The sequence below is a fragment of the Mucilaginibacter dorajii genome (assembly GCF_024808255.1).
Classification (GTDB): domain Bacteria; phylum Bacteroidota; class Bacteroidia; order Sphingobacteriales; family Sphingobacteriaceae; genus Mucilaginibacter; species Mucilaginibacter dorajii.
On record NZ_JANTYS010000020.1, the window covers coordinates 85,406 to 105,602 of the forward strand.

The window sequence follows — 20,197 nt, forward strand, 5'->3', positions numbered from 1 at the left end:
GAAGATTACAAAGTGACGAAAGACTTACGAAGTTTTAAAAACTTCGTAAGTCTGGGCTGTACAACTTGCTATTGCCCTCATTATTCTTTTTATCCCCTACTTACGCGTCTTCAACTTTGTAAGCGCAAACTCCGCTATCCGGTTCCCTTCGCCGACCCCATTTACTATGGATGGCATATAGTGGATACCACCATAAAACCGGCTAATGGATGCCTCTTTGGCAGCATCTTTAAAAGATTTAAACGGTCTTGGAGGGATACTAAATTCTACTTCGGTTGAATCTGTAAAGGCAAGATTATCGCCAAATAGCTTGGTAAGCACTACCGCCGACGCGTTTGATACCACGCTGTGCCCGCTGGTATATTCAGGGAATGGAGGGGTTTGCAACAACGGCATCCAGTTTTGGTCAATGTATTGGTTAATGTAAGTCTCCGGGCGAATTACTTTGCTTTTATACTTCTCGTCCCAGCAATTGATAAAGCTATCGGCAATAACCGCGGCCATGCAAGCGTAGGCTTCGGCAGTGCGCACGTAATCGGCCTTGGCTTTACGGCAAACTATTCCGGTAATGTTTATCCAATGCCCTCCCGGCGAGATCTTTTTGGTGGCAAACATGGTGTGCCCATTGTTATTTACCTTAAAAGGATTATCATCCCAATAGTTGGCTATGGTTGATTGCTCAGGTGTTAAATGCAAACCAGCATCGCGTACAGCAATAGCCAGTTTATAAAAATAGCTATCAGGTTTCATTGAAAAATCAACCGCCTTTGCCGGCTTAAATTGCTGCGCCGAATCCAACAAAAACGGGCGGATCTCGTTCCAATGCGGCTCGACACCTTTCATGTAAGCCGGCGGAGTTGGTTTCCAGCTGGCATCATCGGTTTGTACATCGTATTTTGATAATGAACGGGTATGTTTGTAATTGTCTTTCCCAGCCCATTTTAAGATTCTGTCGGCAATTAGTTTACCATAGGTGATCGAGTTATCATAAACATCACCGGGCATGCCTGTATTTTTAAACTCCTCCATTAAGCTGGTATGAAAGGTTTCAATCCGGCCTTCAGACATCACCAGGATCTTCCCTACCGTTAAAATAGCGTGCGCTGCCGCCAGCGAATAACAATACTGCTTTCCGGCCTCAGGTTTGGGGATAGAATCGAGCCCCTTTAGCTGACCCGCAAGCGATATATAATTTTTATCGCCATTTATAGCCGCCTCATAACCTGCAACAGTTATGTATGCATAAATGCGACTGGCTACCGGTGGCGAATAAATATCGTGCAACATCACTTCGGTAACTTCTCTAACCGAGCGGTGGATATATTCAGCACTTTCGGCCGATTTTTTCCATTGATTGTTGGAATTACAGGAAAAGGAAGATAATAAAAGCGCAGTGCAAACAGCAAAGTAAAGTTTCTTCATATGTTGGGTAACAATAATTTAAATCAAGGTTAATTGCGAGGCCGGGATCGGCTGATGGTCAAAGCTAATAGTAAATATATAAACATAGATTACGCGATACAATTTGACGAAGTTTTGATATGATTTGCAGAATAGATAACAGCAAAATCCATTTTCTTTACGTACGCTTACTGCATAATCTTCAGTAAGTTAAAGCTTAACCAAAGCATAAACCAAAGTTCAATTATTACCGGCATTTTTATGGATAAAACTTTACCAATTAAGTTTAAACTGTTTATTACATCGTTACTTTTTATTGTAGTCGGCTGTTCGCACAAACAGGATGGCGCTACACTTTTTAAACTGCTTGATGCATCAGAAACAGGCATCGATTTTAAAAACACCTTAACTCCAAGCGATAGTATTAATATCCTTAACCACCCCTATTTATACAATGGCGCAGGCGTTGGTATAGGCGACTTTAACCATGATGGCCTGCCCGACGTTTATTTTGCCGGTAACATGGTGGCCAACAAATTATTCTTGAACAAAGGCGATCTGAAGTTTAAAGACGTTACCGATGTGGCCGGCGTAAACGGCGAAGGCAAATGGAGCGCAGGAGTATCTGTTATTGATATTAATAACGATGGCTGGCCGGATATTTATGTTTGTGCGTCATTTAATTCCGACCCTGAAAAACGGCGGAATATGCTTTATATAAACCAGAGAAATAATAAAGATGGTGTACCAACATTTAAAGATGAAGCTAAAGCTTACGGTCTGGACGATAATGGTTACAGCACACAGGCCATATTTTTTGATTACGACCATGATGGCGACCTGGATATGTACCTGCTTACCAACTTTTTGGGCAAAACCACCCCGGTGGCTTATCGACCCAAGTTAATGGACGGCAGTGCTGAAAATAATGATCGCCTTTACCGCAATAACGGCAACGGCACGTTCACCAATGTAACCAAAGCGGCAGGCATCTTAATAGAAGGTTTTGGCAACTCGGTATCCGTAACCGACATCAACAACGATGGATGGCCGGATATTTATGTTGGTAACGATTTTATATCTAACGATCTGCTTTACATCAACAATAAAAACGGAACGTTTACCAATAGAGCGGGCGAGTATTTTAAACATACGGGATGGAGTGTAATGGGATCTGACATTGTGGATATTAACAATGACGGTTTGCCCGATTTGGTTTCGTTAGAGATGCTACCGGAAGAAAACGTGCGCAAGAAAACCATGCTAATGGGCGATAATTATATCACCTATATCGACAACGAGAAATACAAGTATGAACATCAATACATCCGCAATGTATTACAACTAAACCAGGGACAAACCCCAATGGGCCATACCCAGTTTAGCGAAATTGCCTATATGGCAGGTATTTACCAAACAGACTGGAGCTGGACGCCCTTAGTTGCTGATTTTGATAACGATGGCTTCCGCGATATGGTGATTACCAACGGTTACCCACGTGATGTGACCGACCTTGACCATGCACTTTACAGCAATGATCAGGGTCGTACGGTAAAAGAAAACAGGAACCTGGCCGCTGCTGATTCGTTCCCGGTTGTAAAAACGGCAAGCTATGCGTTTAAAAACCAAGGCGGCTACCTATTTGCCGATCAATCAAAAAACTGGGGGATTGTTAAGCCTACCTTCTCTACAGGTGGTGTTTATGCCGATCTGGATAATGACGGCGACCTTGACCTGGTGATCAATAATATTGATGATGACGCGTTTGTTTATGAAAACACCTCCAACAATAAAAAACAGGTAGCCAAAGGTCACAATTACTTAACGGTTAGCTTGCAGGGTGATAGTAAAAACCTTGGCGGTATTGGTGCAACCATTCGCATTTATTACCAGGGCAAGCAACAATTTTATGATCAGCAGCCCTGCCGGGGCTATATGGGTACTGATGATGCAAAAGGGCATTTCGGCATAGGCACAGCAACCAATGTCGATTCATTGCGCATCCGCTGGGCCGACGGTAAAACACAACTGGTTAAAAACATTAAAGCCAATCAAACCATTACGTTACAATACAAAAATAGCGCGGGGAATTATCCACCGGTTAATGTTGTAAAGGAAAAGCCTGTATTTCAATCAGCTGTAAACCAACTCGGCATCAAATATGTACACCAGGAAAAGGACGCTATTGACTATAATATCCAACCTACCTTACCGCATAAGCTAAGCCAGTACGGACCATGTATTGCCGTGGGCGATATTGACAATAATGGTTATGACGACTTTTTTGTAGGTGGCGCAGCCGGTAAAAAGGGCGTATTTTTTATGCAAACTGCCGATGGTAAGTTCACCATGGATACCAAACGCTTTATTGAGGAGGATTTGAAGGAAGAGGAAGATATGGGTGCCTTGCTGTTTGATGCCAATAACGATGGTTTCCTTGACCTGTATGTGGTTAGCGGCAGCTACGAGTTCCCTAAAGATCACACTACCGCCCAGGATCGTTTGTACATTAACAATGGCAAAGGCATGTTCAAAAAAGACTTTAACGCTGTACCTGTTGAATATGATAATGGCTCCTGCGTGCGCGCTGCCGATTTTGACCGCGATGGCAAGCTCGATCTTTTTGTAGGCGGCCGCTCCGTTTCCGGGGCCTACCCCTCTTCGCCCGTGAGCCATTTGTTGCACAATGATGGTGGCAAATTTACCGATGTTACCGCACAGCTTTGCCCGGATCTGGTTCATGCGGGGATGATCACCGATGCTTTATGGTCTGATTTTGATAAAGACGGCTTAGTTGATTTGATTGTGGTTGGCGAGTGGATGCCGATAACTTTTTATAAAAACACCGGGCATGGTTTTACTAAGATCCAATCGGGCATTGATGACCATGTTGGCTGGTGGAACAGCATTGTAGCCGGCGATTTTAACAACGATGGTAATATTGATTATGTAGCAGGCAACCTGGGCCAAAACTCAAATTACAAAGCCTCGTTTACCCAGCCAATGACCATTTTAGGCAAGGATGTGGATGGCAATGGCTCATTTGATGCCATGATATTTTGCTATATGAAAGCCGAAGATGGGTCGCAGAAACCTTTCCCGATGCATACAAGGGACGATCTGATCAGTCAGTTGATCTCCATCCGTAAAAAATACCCTACCTACCGCGGCTTTGGCCAGGCTACTATGGACGATTTATGGAGCGCATCTGATAAAGAGGGCGCGGTAATTTTAAAAGCTACCGACATGAACACCAGCTTTATTGAAAATAAAGGCAACGGTAAATTCACCATCAGCGCCATGCCTTTGGAAACCCAAATGGCACCTGTGTATGGAATGGTAGCTAAAGATATTGACCACGATGGTAACCTCGACCTGGTAATGGTGGGTAACGATTATGGTATGGAACCATTTACAGGCCGCCACGATGCATTTATGGGATTAATGATGAAGGGTAATGGCAAAGGTGGTTTTGCGCCGTTATCCATAGCGCAAAGCGGACTATTTATTAATGGCGACGCAAAAGGATTGGCAACCATCCAATCTGCGAAAGGCGGCGATGTTTTGGTAGCCACACAAAACCAGGATAGCCTGAAGGTTTATAAACAGACAGGTAATCCGCCTAAAAAAACGATCAAACTTAAACCTGATGATTTTTACGCGGATATCGTTTATAAAAACAACAATAAAAAACGGATTGAATTTTATTACGGTTCAACTTACTTGTCTCAATCGTCGCGAAGTTTAGCGGTTGATGGTGATGTGGCGAAGATTACGATAACAGGGTATAGCGGTAAAAAAAGAGAGGTGAATTAAGTTATTAGTAAGAAAGCATTGCCAAATCGCTATAAACGTTTTTCAAATACCACTCCCCTTTAATATAGTAATATTGATAATTATCAAGGGCAATTGTAGGAAAATTGCCCTTGATGTACAGCCTTCTTTCTTTCTGTTTTTTGGGATCGAAAACATTAAAACTTTTTGACACTTCAGTACGTGTTCCATAAAAGATATTTTCAACTGGATCAAAATTCAAAACAACATCCTTTACGCGATTATAATTTTCCCGAGGATGCTCTTTTGATTTGTTTTCGGAATGAACATTAATGTTCATTTTATAATTAGGATATTCAGTTGTCGAAATTTTCAGCTTGACTGCATACTGACTAATAATGTCGGGAGAGCTGGGAGTAGGACGTTTTTTGCTAAAATCTATAAAGTCTTCGTGAAACAGAGATATGATATGAAATGATTGATAAAGTTTATTGTTCTTACAGCCCACAATCAGCATACATTGCTCGTGCAAACCGGACCCCGCTCTTACGCTATAAATTATTTCTAAGAGTTTTTTATTTAATACCGTAGTTTTTTCAAGGACCGTACAATTTCTTATATGCAAAGTATCAAGCAAACTGGCAATGGTAAGAATATCGTAATTATAATTTGCTAAAACTTTAATCGTTTGTGTTTTTCCATCAAAACCTAAAAGTTTGATAACTTGCTCTTTTGTAAACTCATCGGCATTGGATTGACCAAAAACCAAGCCGTTAAACATCAAAACAAAAGCCACAAGGATATAATGTTTCATGACACATTTATTTTAAAACCTACCTATTTCACCTGGGACGAATAACCTGGCCGTACCTCAAAGCTAAAAGTTTGGCTGCCAGCCTCACCTGTTGGTGTTATCCCTTGCACAACACCAATATATTTCCCAGGCTGATCTGAGGTATAAAAAGAAACCTGCGTTTTACCTGCAACACCTGTATTTACCGAAGGTGCCCAATATAACAAATTCCTAAAATCGGGTATATGGCTTGAAGCCTGCTCATCAGTTGCGTATGCCGGCGAATAAAACTGCCGCTGTTGTTGCAAGCCTTCATAATCCAATACCACAGCATGTGGATCTATTTCGGCCCCACCAAGGTCGCCTTTATAACTGGTGAGGCTAAAGATGCCATGTTCATAAGATGAACCCAGCGAATAGTTATAGGGCACATCTTCCAGCTTGCGGATCTTAAGCGGATCGACAGCGAAAACTTTGTTCAGGTTAAAAAATGGTACACCATCTATCAGCATCATAGGGTCTTCATCAGATAAAAAACCTATCCCAACACCGGTAACTACCTTTACATGAAACTGCTTACTCGTGTGCACCACATTAGCCTCCCTGATATATTCGCGCATTACTTCTTCCATCGTTGTAAAACGGGTATAATTATCTAACAGATACGTTTTATAAGGGCGTCCATAAAACGCGGTACTATCAACAATAGGTTGATTAAACTGTTTCAGTTTTTCGCCATTGTAGATATTCTGCACCTGCATGGCTATGGATTGATCTTCAAATGTACTTTGCATAGCTGGTGTAATATCCAGATGTGGCAATGTCATTTTAGCAAACTGTTCAGAAAATGGCGTTAATATCTCTATGTGATAATTAGTATCTATGACAGTATTGGTTTCTGCTACTATTTCGTTTTGGCCGTAAAAATCCTTCATATTAAAGATCAGCCTGCCGCGGGCATCGCTCTTTGCTGCCGATAGCTGCACATGCTTACCCGGGATTCCCAAATAAGCTACTACATCCTTTTCAGGCTGATCATTTGATTTATTGGTTATTTTACCGGTAACTATAGGTCCATTAAATTCAGCCAGAAAATTGAATGCGGGAGACTTTCCTGTCAGCACATCGTTCCATGCAAAACTTCGCCAACCCTGGGTAAGCATCAGGTTATCTGCGGCTTCATCCACCGTGGCATTTGCATTCTTGAAATAATATCCAGGCGATTCAATATTTCCCTTCAAGTCGGACCTTAGCCACAGGTAACTCAGGATATCTTCCTGATCGTCATACTGTAAAGAATCTAACTTGTAAACCGAAAAAGAAAGATCCGCAGCAACCGGTTTATTAGCTCGCGCTTTGGTATTTATGGTAACATCTACCTTTTTGCGAATAGTGTATTGAGGTGCATCAGCTATAGCATCTATATTTAATTTTTTAGTTGGTCGCTTAAAATATAAACGTTCACAAACAGGCTTTTTATCGACATTGAAAATGGTGATCTGTGAAATGCCTTCACCCAATTTGCTCTTATCTAAAGTAAAAATAGCGGTACCGTTTGATACACTTACAGATTCTACCTGTTTAATTAAATGGTGTGTTTGCACAAACACAAATACATTTTGTGCTGGTAAATTTGTAGTCACCGTAACTGAAAGCTGATTGCCATTGTCTTTCAGGTTCATCACATAACCAGTAGTGTTGATGGCAGGCAGATCCTTCGTTATTTTTTTGCCGGCAACGGTAACTACCGTATGATAGGTAGCATTACTTTCGGGCTTAAAAGCAAAATGGCCAATGCCAAATTTCAGTGGCTCGAACTTAACTACAGTATCGTTTTTTTGGTTTAAAACAGCTCCTTTAAAACTCACGCTTTTGCCATATTGATCTGTAGCCTTAATCCCTACTATACTATTGATACCACTAACAAGATTGCCTCCCTCCGGGAAAAACTGAATATCGAAGACACTTTCAACAGGCTTGCCCGCTGGATCGGGGCTTTTCAAAGGATTTATGATGCTCAGCTTTTTTGAAAAATAATAATCGGGACTAAAATTTTTCATCCAGCTGGTGTAGGCCCTCACGGTGAAATTACCGGTAGATAAATTAACCGGAATATATACCGAACCGTTGCCTGAGCCATCCTTCATGGCAATTTTAGTTTGTAAAATGGGTGTTTGTTTATCGTCAAGCAATTCTACATAAGCTACTTTACTTAAACCCAGCGGTTTCATAAAAATACCGTCGACATCGTATATCTTAAACCATAGTACTTCGCCTGCGGTGTAGCCGTTTTTATCGGTATGTAGATATAGTTTCTCTTGCAAGCCACTTGAATTGTAGCTATTGAAACTCTCCTGCACATCATTAAGTACCTGGGCATTCAATCTTGTGGTTGATAGTACCGTGAGAGCGAGAAAAAGAAAGGTATTTTTTTTCATAGCTTGTAATTTCTTTTTATTTCCAAAATGATGGCTTTTTATTGGTGCCCCGCAACGTACAATCACCGCAATATGGTTTGGTGGCTATAACGCCAAGTTTCGGGTTTAAAACTGTATCAATAGGGGTTTCTATACCTGTATAAATATATTCTTTAACCTGGTGCTCTATAAAACCTGCCGGGGCGCCAGGTGGAATATAATCGTATAGTTCTGTAATTAAAGCGCAACCATTGTAATAACTTAAATCGGGCAGCCATGTAGCTGGCAGGCTTTTATTGTCAACAAACAATCGTTTTGTACTTACTCCTCCCGCTATAATATAACCAATAACGGGTTCGGTAGGGTTTGTAAGGCAATGAATATTTCCCGTTAGTTCTGATGGTTGCGCATCAAAAACGCCTCCCACTTGTTCCGAATTTTTTTTCAGCAGCTCAAAGTAATTAAACGCGTCGCTTGTTAACACGTGCTGCTTAACCAATATGCTCAAGCCTATGCGTAGCAACTCCGAATTAGACTTTATCAATGAAATTTCCTGTTTGCTGATCACATCGCTGGCTAATTTAGCAGATGAGCCTAAGGCAATGTTAGCCGACGTATCGTTTAGCCAGCAATTATAGATCTGTTGAGCAGGTGTCCTAAACGCCGATGTATCACCATTAATCACAATAAGCTTTGATTCAAATGCCGACCGCACCTGGTAAGTAATCACATAATCCCAACGATAGTAACGCGAATTGTTAGTAGCATCGTGGGTATTAGCGTTAATTTGCAAGCCGTTGCTCACTATAGCATAATTTACACTATCAACCGGCGGTGAATTTTTAACCGGCACAAAATCTGATACGTATTGCTTGCCATCCCCGGTAGTAATATTCAAACGATATTTTTGACTTGAAGATAAATTTAGCGGTGCTGAAACATAGTTACCATTGCCCTTTGATGATAAAGTGTATTTGTCACCGCCAGATCCCTCTATGCTTACAGAAGCACCCAACTCGGGGTTTGACCGGGCATTACCTGCAATATTTACGGTATGGCTAAGGGTGATCAATGATGAATCGCCCGAATTAATGCTTCCATCCACAACCAGGTAGCTGCTATTGGTAGCCACCGGCGCAAGTGTTATTGGCTTTTTGCATGTCATCAGCGGCATTATTAAAAATAATATGTAAAATATCTTCTTCATTTATTTCAATTCCAAAACGATGGCTTTTTATTGGTTCCTCTTAACGTGCAATCAACACATGCTGAATTTGATGAGGTATATCCGCCGGCTGCCAAATCAACTGGAATTTCTGAACCAGAATAAATAAGATTATATATTTCATTAATAGTCATATCCGGAATATTAGGGTTTGACGATACCACCAAACGTTTATATAGCAATGTATGTAACTCACAACCTGTATAAGGTGTAATAGCCGCCCAACCGGCAGGTACATTGCTATTGTCTATAAAAATGCGTTTTTGCGCAACTGTACCGGCAGTTACAAATCCAATAACAGGCTCGGCCGGGTTAGATAAGCAGTGTATATTACCGGTTACCTGTGATGGTTGGGCATCAAAAACTCCACCTATTTGTTCTGTATTCTTTTTTAATAATTCATAATAGTCAAAAGCATCACTGGTAAGGGCGTACTGTTTTAACAAAATACTATACCTTATGTGCAATTTTTCTGAAGTTGAGGGAATATTAATAACAGGCGATTCATTGATCACATCCTTTAACAATTTGGCCGACGAATTTGTGATGATGTTACTTGAGGTATCACTTATCCAGCAATTGTATATCTGTTGTTGCGACGTACGCAGGCCTATATCTGAAGGTGGGCCGCTATTAGGATCAATTACGATATATTTAGATTCAAACGCGGTACGGATGTTGAAAGTTTCTATATAATCCCACCGGTAGTATTTAGTGTTGTTTGTAGCATCGTGCGCGTCGACACTTATTTGTAAGCCATTGCCTTTGGCCACATATGGTATACTATCAATAGCGGGGGCGTTTTTTACAGGCACAAAGTCCGATTGGTATTTTTTGCCATCGCTACTAACAATTTCAAGGCCATATTTTTCACTTAGCGATAGATTTAAAGGGGCACACACATATTGCCCATTGTTTTTGCTAACCAAGGAATAGTTTTCACCGGCTGAACCTTTTACAGTAACCACGGCGTTAAGCTCCGGTTTAGAGCGGGCTCCGCTATCCAGGTTCACCGTTCGACTCAAAGTAATAAATGTTGAATCACCAACAGAAATATTACCATCAACAACAAGATAATTAGTCACTTTGGCCGACGAAGAAATAGCCAGCTGTTTTTTACAGGCGGTAACCAATAACAACATAAACAATAGGTAAAATGTCTTCTTCATCTTCTAATTCACTCCTCTTTCCTTTTCAAATTTCATCATCAACCTTAAAACCTGATATTATAATTTATGAACGGTATTGGCCTGGCAAAAATGGACAGCTGGTACGAATTGATGGCACCGCCCTGTTGCTGATAAAATGTGGAATATGCATTTTGCCTGCCTGTTAAATTATATACGCCTACCGTCCAGGAGTTGTGGAATTTTTGGTGCACCTTATGATTACCATATATATTGATCGAAAAATCCGACCGGAAGTAGTCAGGTATCCGGTATTCATTCCGGTCTGAGTAGAAAACGCGTTCTGCCCCGTTTGAATAGTATTTGGCAATAGGTAGCGTAATTGGTCGGCCGGTGCTGTAAGTTACATCCAGGGAAACGCTGTAACGATGTGTGATACGATAGTTGCCCGTAAAATTAAAGCTATGGGGTTTATCATAATTTGCCGGATAGTATGCCCCGCCATTAATCAGCTGGCCCGCTGTGGGATCATCTTGTTTCAAAAATGTACGCGAGTAAGTATAATTTATCCAACCGTTTAACTTACCCGTGGTTTTCTTTATAGAAAGTTCAACCCCGTATGCCTTACCTTGTGTATTTAAAACTTCCTGTTCAATGGCGTGGCTCAACACCAGTTTGGCACCACTTTTATAATCAAGATAGTTATCAATATGCTTATAGTATACCTCAACAGACGTTTCAATAGTGTTTTGCGCAGCATTTTTAAATACGCCGAATGATACCTGGCTGCCATATTGCGGTTTGATATTAGGATCGCTCAACTTATAGATATCAATAGGCGATATGGCTGTAGTGTTAGATAAAAGGTGAATATACTGGGCAAGCGTGTTGTAACTGGCTTTTAATGAAAGATCATCGGTGATATTATAACGGGCCGATACCCTGATCTCGGGCCGGGTATAGGTTTTGATCACCTTACCACCACTGTAGGCAGTACTATCAAGTACATTAAGCGGCGTACGCGGCAAACCCGGCGCATAGGTACGAACAGTTTGCGCGCCAAGATAATTGAACATAGAATACCTTATACCCGCGCTGATGCTAAAATCTGGCGTTACATCAAATTTATCGCCAAGATACAAAGCACTTTCCAGGCCTTGCTCATCATCAACTTTATCGGGCACAATTAATGACGATGCACTGTTAGGCGTTTCGGTTCCCGGGTTCAATTTATAGTAAATTGCACTTAAACCAAAATCAAGGGTATTATTACGATTGAGATAATAGGTAAAATCGGTTTTAAAATTTGTTTGGTTAATGCCGAATTTAAGTTTGTAAGCATTTACCGGGTTAGCACTACTGGATATATCATATTTATACCCATCGTACCCAACTGTTATCAGGCTGTAAAGCCTGCTATTAAAGTTGTGCTTCCATTTAATATTTGCGTTTTTATTACTGTAATTATAGGTGGTATCGCTGTTTAACCTGAAATTATCTTTACTCAAATAGGTGGTTAAGTAAATATTGTTATCCTTATCAATCTGGTGGCTTATATCAAGGTTAAAATCATAAAACGATGCATGACTATGTTTATATTCTTCGGGTAATAACTTCAGCAACCAGTCGGAATAGCTGGTACGACCGCCAAATATGAATGATGTTTTATCTTTCACAATCGGGCCTTCAACATTTAGCCTGCTGGTAAGCAAACCGATACCGGCCGAACCTGCAAAGTTTTTCTTGTTACCTTCCCTATCGGTAACCTCTAAAACCGATGATAAACGACCGCCAAATTTTTCGGGAATGGTGCTCTTATATAATTCGATGCCTTTTACTATGTCTGGATTGAAAGCCGAAAAGAAACCGAAAAAATGCGCCGGATTATAAATAGTTTTATCATCAAGCAGTATCAGGTTTTGATCGGCAGCGCCGCCTCTCACGTTGAAGCCGGTAGTGGCTTCACCAACACTTTGTACGCCAGGCAAGGTTAATACTATCCGCAGTACATCGGCCTCGCCAAAAACCGCGGGTACCTGTTTAATGCTTTTAATATCAAGCCTGCTCACAGCCATTTCGGTGCTCCGAACATTGGCTACCTTATCGGCAGATATTTTAACTTCTTTAAGCGTGGTTACCTGGTCTTGCAGTTCAATATTAAGATCGCCATCGTTATACAACATAACTTGCCTGCGGGCGTCCTTCATTCCTACACCTTTAACAATTAACAGTTGCTTACCACGTGGTAATGATAAAGTGTAATAACCAAACTGATCTGTAGTTACGCCAACACCTGAGTTAGCCACGTATAAGCCTGCCCCGGCTATGCCCACGCCCGATTTTGCGCTTTTGACATAACCTGATACAGATGCTTTACCGGCCTTGAGCTGGTTGGTTTTTATACCAACTTCGTACAACTTGTTTTCAATGGTTGATTCAATCACGGGCGCTTTAACCGGTGCTGTAGTAAAATCAATAACCTGCGAAGGAGCTACCGGTTGTGTTTGCCCCGGCTTAACATTAAAATAACCGGCTGCGGGTTGCGTACGGATCTCTTTATCGCGGGTTAAAAAAACCTGCATTTTAGATTCAAATAAAGCGTAATGATAGGTGGTATTATGAAACGCCTGGCTAAGCACGCTCTCTAAAGGTTGATTATTTACCTGCAGGGTTATTTTCAAGCTATCAAATTGTGCGTGGTCATAATAAATATGATAGCCGCTTTTTGTTTCCAGCTCGCCGGTAAACTGTTCGATGGTTGCCTGCTGAAAGTTTACGCTGATATTTTTAGATACCTGCGCATGCAATAATTTAACCGCGAAAAAAAGAATAAAAGTAAAGTAGATTTTTTTCATATCAATTGGTTAAACTATCATAATAACCTGCTACTGATGATAACGACAGTTCAAATAAACCATCAAACTGGATGTGCTTGTCCTTAATGTATTGTTTAAGCTCTTTCTTTTTGTCGGCAAATACATCTAATACCGTTCCCTGGCTGGTAACTTTATAGTAGGTGCCATCTCTTTTTATGTAATAATCGGGCACATCATGTACGGGCACAAAAAAGCGTTCCCTGCCGGTTGAAGATGAGGTAGACTTAATTATTTTTTCGACCTTTTTTAATACCTGCGAACGGCCTGCGTACAATTGTTCATAATAGCCGGGTTTTATACCACTATTGCTATTATTTATCCTAACAAAATGGCGGTTGTGAAGGTCAAAGCTGGTAACCTTTTCAGGTACTAACGCTATGGGCGAGGCGTGATTAAAAAGCATAACCACCAATTGATCGGTATACAGATCATAAATCATAGAAACATTTTCAAAATCCTGCTTGTCGTAAACAACAGAGCCGGCCCTCCATGCGTCAATGTCATCAAGATAGGCGCTGCCTTTTATAGAAGAATCATAAGAATCATAAACATATCCATTATATATGCGGGATTGTTCTGCTACTCCCTGGTAAAAATGGTTTACAACACCATTCACTGCGGCATCATAGCGAGCGCTATCAGTAGCAGATTGTGCGTATGCTGTTTTGCACGCAAAGGCAATTACAAAACAGCATAATATTTTGCTGTAGCAACGTTTAGGCATCAGTTAATAGTTAATTATGTAATTAAACAAATTTTAATCAATAAAGCAAAATTTTAACATTTTGATATTGATTAAAGCACAATATAACAAATTTGTTGCAACACGTAATGTTTTATTAATAATCAACCATTAAAAGACCGGAGTGCGCTACCAATCATTATTTTGCAGATGGCGCATTTAACACTTCACTTTCTTTTAATGGAACACCAAAGTTAGGCGAGCCATCTACACTCCAGCTAAACTTCTGCGCGCGCGGCGATCTTTCATTGCCACAACCCTGCCCTGGCTTTGAGTTGGCGTGATATAAGATCCAGTCTTCCGTTCCATCAGGAGATTTAAAGAATGAATTATGGCCGGGAGCATAGACGCCATTTTCCGGCGATTGCTTAAATACCGGTTGAGGCGATTTTTTCCATGAAGCAGGATCCATCAGGTTGCTGTTTTTTGAGGCAGTAAGCATCCCAAGGGTATAATAATCTGTCCAGCAGCCACTGGCGGAGTAGATGAGGAAAAGCTTATTCTTATGCTTCAAAATCTCCGGGCCTTCATTTACATTCACATGCGGCGGGTTTGATTGCGCGCCAAGGTCGCCGTATTTTTCCCAGTCATATTCGGGGCTTGACACCTTCACCCGTTGCCCCTCAATGGTATAGGGATCTTTCATTTTAGCGATGTAGATATTTTGCTGCCCATTAACATCACCTTCCCAACCGGCCCAGATCATGTATAACTGGCCCTTATTTTCAAACACAGATACATCAATAGCCCATTTGTTGGTTTTATCGCCCACCTGGCCTTTAAAAGTCCATTCACCCTCTAAAGGATCGGCAGATGGGTTTTCAATTACATAAATACGGTGATTGTTATTGTTACCATCATCGGCGGCAAAATACATGTACCATTTGCCTTTTATAAAATGCAGCTCAGGAGCCCAAAGTTCTTTTGAATAGTTAGTACCTGCTGGGGGGACCCATATTGTTTTTTTAACCGCGGTTTTTAATTGGGTAATATCTTTAGTTTTCCAAAGCGTGAGATTATGCCCGGTAGAGTTGGTATAGTAATAAAACCCATCTTTATAAATAACCCAGGGATCGGCCCCGGATGGCAACAACGGATTAGTAAATGTTTTTTGTTGGGCAATGCCGCTTTTAGCCAGTAGTAACAAAATAATACAGGCTTTAAATAGTTTTTTCATTCAGTAAGGATTTCAAATAGGTTTTTGATAGTTTAAATATAGCATACAATAACATCACCATAAATGTTAAACACACATTTCATTTAAATTATTCCTCGTCTATCTGCTGAATGGTATTACAACCTGTTTCTTTCATCTTTTGATGCATTATCGTCTGTATGCGTACTCTTTTTAGCTGCCGAACCAAAGGACCTGTAATACGTAAGCTTAACTATCGGAAAGCTTCGCGATTCGCCGTTATATTTTACACCAACCTGCGAGTTAAAAGCATCCCGGGTAAGGTTACCAATATAGCTACCTCCTGTTGAAGTCATTAAAACATCGGAAACCGATAGTTGAAAACTGCCCTTATTGTTGTTCAACTCTTTTTTAAAACCAGCGTTAAGCATGCCGCTTTCATTAAAATTTGAGGTGGCATAATAACCTGATGAATTGTAGTAGCCCGATATCTCAACTGAGTAATTACGTGGAAATTTAAACGTCTCGGTTACGCTTACCGAACCTGCAAAATACGCTTTGGTGAAAATCTGCGGCGTGTAATCAACTTTATATTGCCGCCAGCCGCCAACAAAGCTATAGCTGCTTTCCCACCAACCGGTCATTTTTACGGGAATTGTTGTTTGCAGTGTAATATTGTTTTGATAAGGCCCATTTTGCGGGGCCAGGTATACCAGGCCTTTTGATGGACCAGTAGAAATTTGTGTTGACAAGATCACATCTTTATCCCTGCTGAATAAAAGAGAAAACAAATAGTTCTGAAAACTGTAACCAAGTTTAATGTTATCAGTAATTGTAGGCTTTAAAGCCGGATTATCGGTAAAAACCGAAACAGGATCATTATAAGTTACATGAGAAGCCAGATCGCTATACGATGGCCTGCTGACACGTTTGGTGTACGATAATTGTAACTCCGAATGATCTGTAAGCTTATGGGTGAAGAATACGCTTGGAAACAGTTTACCCAGTCGCCGGTCAATGGCATATTGTGCGTTGCTGGCGTTATCGGTGCTGGTATGCGAGTATTCGTACCTCGCCCCGGTAACCAGGGTGGTATTTGTATCTATTTGCGTAGTTAAGGTGCCGTAAACCGCGCCAATCACCTCTTTGGTACCCAATTTATTGGAGATGCCCACACTACTTAATACCCATTGATTGTTTACCAGGTTTTCGATACCAGATTCGGCGCGACTACGGGTATAGGTGCCCTTTACTCCTGCCTCTACCTTAAACTTAGTATTTAACTGCCCGGAGTAATCTATTTTAACCACACCTACTTTGATGGTAGTATTTGCCAGGTCGCGCTGGGTGGGCGAGTATAAGCTATCATTGGCACCGGCCGCGTTGCCGTAATTATCTACAAAAGTGCTTTGCACATTGGTTTGGCCTACATTTTTGTAATGTATATAGCCGGCATCGATATTGATCTTTTGATTGCTGCTAAAATCATGCTGAAGGTATAAACCGCCAATGGTGTTATAGGAGTGATTAACCCCATCAAGATGCGAGTTGAACAGCAGTACCGAATCGGGCCTTAAAGCATAGTAGCCATGGTTATAATTATGAATCAGGTCTTTAGTGACGGCGTAGTATAAACTGCCACCCAGTGTAGTTTTAGTGCCAAGGCGAATATCCGCCCCTGAATTTACATCCTGGTAATTATATATGGGTTTACCTATACCAATGTACTGGAAAGAAGTTTGCCCGCCAATTGCGGGTACACTCTCGGTGCCGCCGGCAAATAGTTCGCTATAGGTATGATCGCGATAATAGGAATAAGAAGCACGCAGACTGACATTCCTGGTGTTATGATGAAGATTGATATCGATTGATCCTTTTTCGGCCCGGCCGTATCCAAGGGTTGCGGTAACGGAGCCATTTGTACCCTGCCGCTTATTTTTTTTGGTAACGATGTTGATCAGCCCGGCATTGCCGTCGGCATCGTATTTGGCAGGCGGGGTATTGAGCAGTTCTATTTTGTCTATATCATCGGCACTCATTCCGTTTAACAGCGCGAGCACCTGCGGTGTCGACATCCGCATCAGCTTACCATCCAGCTTTTCCGTTTAACGTGATATTGGTATTTTGCGGGTTGATAATTACACCCGGCGAACGCTGCAATACCTGTAAAGCCGAACTCCCCTTTGTTAATAAACTATTTTGAACATTTACCACCATGCCACCCGCTTCCTGTTGTACCAAAGGCTTATCGGCACGAATCACCACCTCATTTAATTGTTTGGATGAAATTTTTAATTCAATGATACCTAGGCTTTTGAATGACTGACTACCCCTTATTTCAAATATTGGCGAGGTACATGACTGATAGCCAATAGCACTTATTTTTACGGTATACCTGCCAGGGCCAACAGGCTCTAATCTAAAAGCGCCTTTATCATCTGTTAAAGTCGATTTTAATAAAACGCTATCAACAGTATCAAACAGTATTACTTTCGCAAAAGGGACAGGCTGTCCGCCTGCATTTTTTAAGTTGCCTGTTACCTGGGCTTTAACCTGCTGACAGATAATAAATAAAACTAAAGTGATAGCGTATTTCATTTTAATGAGGCTGGTTGCTCATCAAAAAAACAGCTACGATTCGCTTTATTAAAATTTGATTGACCACGGAACTTAGCCAATTGATCAAATGCATTTAACAAGCAAATTGATGTATAAATCAGGATTATACCGCCAAATTACCGGTTATAAGCCATGAGCTGCATTTGGTCAACTATTTAAGGCCATTCGCATACCTCTTGCTTAATTTTAATGTAATATCCTTTATCTTTAGGCTATGCCCAACGCTATTGCTCATCAACATTGGCTTATCCGTTATAAGTTGTACCACATCCCTTTTTGGATTTTGTACAACTACATATGGTGGGTAGTGGCTATTGGTAACCCGGTAAACGCGGCTCACGATGTTTTTTTAAGCTCATTTGCCATAAAGTTTTTCTTCTACGTGATTTTCCAGGCGCTGGCGGTTTATTTTAACCTGTACTTCCTTGTGCCCCGATACCTTGAAAAAGGTCGGTTTACGCTATACATCGTTTTGCTGATGCTTACCGTTGTAATTGCAGCTATTTTAATAGTACCTGGCTATTATTTAAATGCGTATATCTGCCATACTACCGTACAGGCCTTGTATGGTACCGATCCTGAACACCCTTATCTCCAACTATTTAAAGGTAACGCGCTATCATCGGCATTGGCCAGTACCACTTTGGCGATGAGTATTAAACTGGCCAAAAACTGGATTGAAACCCAAAAACGCCAGCAACAATTGGAAAAGGAAAAACTGGAAACCGAACTGAAGTTTTTAAAATACCAGTTTAATCCCCATTTTTTGTTTAACAGCATTAACTCTATATTTTTCCTGATCCATAAAAACCCAAACATGGCTTCGGCCTCGTTGGCTAAATTCTCTGAATTGCTCAGGCACCAGCTTTATGAGTGCAATGATCAGCAGATTCCCCTGCAAAAAGAAATCGCCTACCTTGAAAATTTCATCGGGCTGGAGCGGTTAAGGCATACAACCCAGGTTGATGTTGATATAGAGATCACTGACATTCACTCTGCCCAATTTGGCATTGCCCCTTTCATTCTAATGACCTTTGTAGAGAATGCTTTTAAACATGTATCTACCAATACAGATAGCGCAAACTGGATTAAAATTAAACTGGGTGTAGAAAAACAACAATTGAGCTTGTTTATTGCCAACAGCGCATCAACCGATAACGCCGCCGAGGTTGTCAAATACGGAGGAATAGGATTGGCCAATGTTAAACGACGGCTCGATTTAATGTACCCAGGCGGGTATGAGTTACATATCAGTAATCAGCCCGATATTTTTGAGGTACAGCTTAACTTAACGCTTGCCGTGCTTGAAGTTTCACCATTAATGCAAATGGCTTAATATGAGTATTAATTGTGTGATTATTGATGATGAGCCATTGGCGCGTGAGGGACTTGGGAATTATGTGCGCGAGGTAGATTTTTTGCGCTTAGCCGGCACATGCCAAAACCCGCTTGAACTAATGAAACTGCTGGATCAACAACCTGTAGATCTGCTATTCCTGGATATCCAGATGCCCAAAATGAACGGCATCGAGTTTTTGAAGATCATGCAAAAACCGCCCATGGTAGTTATTACCACCGCCTACCCTACCTATGCCTTAGAAAGCTTTCAGTTAGATGTATTGGACTACCTGCTTAAACCCATCACTTTTGAACGTTTTTTTAAAGCCGCAAGCAAAGCCCGCGACTATCACCGTTTATTGTTAAAACCCGATACCATTGGCACAGGCAAAAAAGATGATGATTACTTTTTTATAAAATGCGGCAGCAAGTACGAAAAGATCCCTTTAGATGAGATCCTTTATGTAGAAGGGATGCAGAACTACGTGAACATATTTACACTTAAAGGTAAGTACGTAACGATGCTTTCCCTAAAAAATCTGGAAGAAAATTTAACAGGCAAGGCATTTATAAGGGTACATAAATCATACATAGTAGCCATCAACAAAATTGACGGTATTGAAGGTAACGAAATCTTCATCCAATCGGGCAAAATCCCAATCAGTCGCAATTATCGTGAGCAGGTTATTGGGCAGGTGATTACCAACAGGCTTTGGGATAAAAAATAGCCTGCATCAGTTACGATACCGC

Annotated in this window: 13 protein-coding genes; 3 read left to right on the top strand and 10 right to left on the bottom strand. The window is 41.1% G+C overall.

Going from position 1 to position 20,197, the window contains the following annotated elements; genetic code table 11:
• Positions 1–96: 96 nt before the first annotated feature.
• A complete protein-coding gene (locus FHS10_RS22405; RefSeq protein ID WP_259095305.1) occupies positions 97–1,422 on the bottom strand; it encodes a vanadium-dependent haloperoxidase in 1,326 nt (441 codons plus the stop codon).
• A gap of 240 nt (positions 1,423–1,662) precedes the next feature.
• Here FHS10_RS22405 and FHS10_RS22410 point away from each other — a divergent pair, with 240 nt between their 5' ends.
• Positions 1,663–5,217, top strand: coding sequence for a VCBS repeat-containing protein (locus tag FHS10_RS22410; protein ID WP_259095307.1), 3,555 nt, complete (start codon positions 1,663–1,665; stop codon positions 5,215–5,217).
• A 4-nt stretch (positions 5,218–5,221) separates the two neighbouring features.
• On the opposite strand, the gene FHS10_RS22415 is transcribed toward FHS10_RS22410, so the two are convergent.
• From FHS10_RS22415 to FHS10_RS22455, 9 genes are all read right to left on the bottom strand, one after another.
• On the bottom strand, positions 5,222–5,989 hold the full coding sequence (locus tag FHS10_RS22415) for a hypothetical protein (RefSeq protein WP_259095311.1): 768 nt from the start codon (positions 5,987–5,989) through the stop codon (positions 5,222–5,224).
• Between the two features lie 23 nt (positions 5,990–6,012).
• Positions 6,013–8,406 carry a hypothetical protein gene (locus tag FHS10_RS22420; protein WP_259095314.1) on the bottom strand — a complete coding sequence of 798 codons (2,394 nt, stop codon included), beginning with the start codon at positions 8,404–8,406 and terminating at the stop codon, positions 6,013–6,015.
• A gap of 16 nt (positions 8,407–8,422) precedes the next feature.
• Entirely contained in the window at positions 8,423–9,592 is a 1,170-nt protein-coding gene (locus FHS10_RS22425) for a DUF4249 domain-containing protein (protein ID WP_259095317.1), read from the bottom strand.
• A 5-nt stretch (positions 9,593–9,597) separates the two neighbouring features.
• On the bottom strand, positions 9,598–10,779 hold the full coding sequence (locus FHS10_RS22430; RefSeq protein WP_259095319.1) for a DUF4249 domain-containing protein: 1,182 nt from the start codon (positions 10,777–10,779) through the stop codon (positions 9,598–9,600).
• A 44-nt stretch (positions 10,780–10,823) separates the two neighbouring features.
• Positions 10,824–13,592, bottom strand: coding sequence for a TonB-dependent receptor (locus FHS10_RS22435; protein ID WP_259095322.1), 2,769 nt, complete (start codon positions 13,590–13,592; stop codon positions 10,824–10,826).
• A gap of 1 nt (position 13,593) precedes the next feature.
• Positions 13,594–14,337, bottom strand: coding sequence for a hypothetical protein (locus FHS10_RS22440; protein WP_259095323.1), 744 nt, complete (start codon positions 14,335–14,337; stop codon positions 13,594–13,596).
• A 157-nt stretch (positions 14,338–14,494) separates the two neighbouring features.
• The gene (locus FHS10_RS22445) at positions 14,495–15,532 is read right to left on the bottom strand and encodes a glycoside hydrolase family 43 protein (protein WP_259095334.1); all 1,038 of its coding nucleotides are present in this window, start codon (positions 15,530–15,532) and stop codon (positions 14,495–14,497) included.
• 116 nt (positions 15,533–15,648) lie between these two features.
• Complete coding sequence (locus FHS10_RS22450; protein WP_259095345.1) at positions 15,649–17,529, bottom strand: outer membrane beta-barrel family protein; 1,881 nt, start codon at positions 17,527–17,529, stop codon at positions 15,649–15,651.
• Positions 17,530–17,575: 46 nt separating this feature from the next.
• A complete protein-coding gene (locus FHS10_RS22455) occupies positions 17,576–18,088 on the bottom strand; it encodes a carboxypeptidase-like regulatory domain-containing protein (RefSeq protein ID WP_259095347.1) in 513 nt (170 codons plus the stop codon).
• 235 nt (positions 18,089–18,323) lie between these two features.
• Here FHS10_RS22455 and FHS10_RS22460 point away from each other — a divergent pair, with 235 nt between their 5' ends.
• Positions 18,324–19,445 carry a sensor histidine kinase gene (locus FHS10_RS22460; protein WP_259095356.1) on the top strand — a complete coding sequence of 374 codons (1,122 nt, stop codon included), beginning with the start codon at positions 18,324–18,326 and terminating at the stop codon, positions 19,443–19,445.
• A gap of 1 nt (position 19,446) precedes the next feature.
• A complete protein-coding gene (locus tag FHS10_RS22465; protein WP_259095359.1) occupies positions 19,447–20,175 on the top strand; it encodes a LytR/AlgR family response regulator transcription factor in 729 nt (242 codons plus the stop codon).
• Positions 20,176–20,197 lie beyond the last annotated feature (22 nt).

Bases quoted from the DNA above. Each gene is read 5' to 3' on its own strand.
- FHS10_RS22405 (WP_259095305.1), bottom strand. From the start codon at position 1,422: ATGAAGAAACTTTACTTTGCTGTTTGCACTGCGCTTTTATTATCTTCC.
- FHS10_RS22410 (WP_259095307.1), top strand. From the start codon at position 1,663: ATGGATAAAACTTTACCAATTAAGTTTAAACTGTTTATTACATCGTTA.
- FHS10_RS22415 (WP_259095311.1), bottom strand. From the start codon at position 5,989: ATGAAACATTATATCCTTGTGGCTTTTGTTTTGATGTTTAACGGCTTG.
- FHS10_RS22420 (WP_259095314.1), bottom strand. From the start codon at position 8,406: ATGAAAAAAAATACCTTTCTTTTTCTCGCTCTCACGGTACTATCAACC.
- FHS10_RS22425 (WP_259095317.1), bottom strand. From the start codon at position 9,592: ATGAAGAAGATATTTTACATATTATTTTTAATAATGCCGCTGATGACA.
- FHS10_RS22430 (WP_259095319.1), bottom strand. From the start codon at position 10,779: ATGAAGAAGACATTTTACCTATTGTTTATGTTGTTATTGGTTACCGCC.
- FHS10_RS22435 (WP_259095322.1), bottom strand. From the start codon at position 13,592: ATGAAAAAAATCTACTTTACTTTTATTCTTTTTTTCGCGGTTAAATTA.
- FHS10_RS22440 (WP_259095323.1), bottom strand. From the start codon at position 14,337: ATGCCTAAACGTTGCTACAGCAAAATATTATGCTGTTTTGTAATTGCC.
- FHS10_RS22445 (WP_259095334.1), bottom strand. From the start codon at position 15,532: ATGAAAAAACTATTTAAAGCCTGTATTATTTTGTTACTACTGGCTAAA.
- FHS10_RS22450 (WP_259095345.1), bottom strand. From the start codon at position 17,529: ATGAGTGCCGATGATATAGACAAAATAGAACTGCTCAATACCCCGCCT.
- FHS10_RS22455 (WP_259095347.1), bottom strand. From the start codon at position 18,088: ATGAAATACGCTATCACTTTAGTTTTATTTATTATCTGTCAGCAGGTT.
- FHS10_RS22460 (WP_259095356.1), top strand. From the start codon at position 18,324: ATGCCCAACGCTATTGCTCATCAACATTGGCTTATCCGTTATAAGTTG.
- FHS10_RS22465 (WP_259095359.1), top strand. From the start codon at position 19,447: ATGAGTATTAATTGTGTGATTATTGATGATGAGCCATTGGCGCGTGAG.